Here is a 615-nt window from a genome sequence, read left to right on the forward strand (position 1 = left end):
GACGGGCGCATGGTGATTGATGGCACCGCGTCGATCCGCGAATTGAACAAATGCCTCGGCTGGCATTTGCCGAGCGATGGTCCGAAAACGCTGAATGGTCTGGTGACTGAGGCGTTGGAGACGATTCCGGAAAGTGCGGTTTGCTTGAAGATCGGGCGTTATCGGCTGGAGATTCTTGAGACTGAAGAGAACCGGGTGAGCAAGGTGTTGATCTGGCATACCTCTTCTGTGCCAGCCCTGGTGCCTGCCAGGTAAAAGATCAAAAGATCGCAGCCTTCGGCAGCTCCTACCCTGCGATCTTTGCTCTTGTTTGATTGTTAGCCCCCTTCCTATAATCGAATCAGCTTACCCAAGCCCCGCCGAACCTTGTGCTTACCCCGCACACAACAGGTTTCGGCTATTTCCGCTGTACTCCGGCGACTGTGCCTACCTGCAACAGCGACCGCGCCTCATCCCACATCCCTGGGTGTTCGACCATAATAATTCGCTCCAACGGAGCTCATGACTGTCAGGGAGCACCGCATGACAACCAGTACCGCTATCAGCGACACCACCCCTGCCCAACCGACCAACTCCGCCACCCGCGTGGCGACGGCGAGTTTTATCGGCACCGCG

At 56.9% G+C, this 615-nt stretch carries 1 protein-coding gene; it reads left to right on the forward strand.

The window, feature by feature from the left end:
• Positions 1-255: transporter associated domain-containing protein (locus tag BK660_RS31745; RefSeq protein WP_311202928.1), on the forward strand; the 255-nt coding region annotated here is incomplete at its 5' end.
• Positions 256-615: the final 360 nt, after the last annotated feature.

Source organism: Pseudomonas brassicacearum (assembly GCF_003732265.1).
Classification (GTDB): Bacteria; Pseudomonadota; Gammaproteobacteria; order Pseudomonadales; family Pseudomonadaceae; genus Aquipseudomonas; species Aquipseudomonas brassicacearum_D.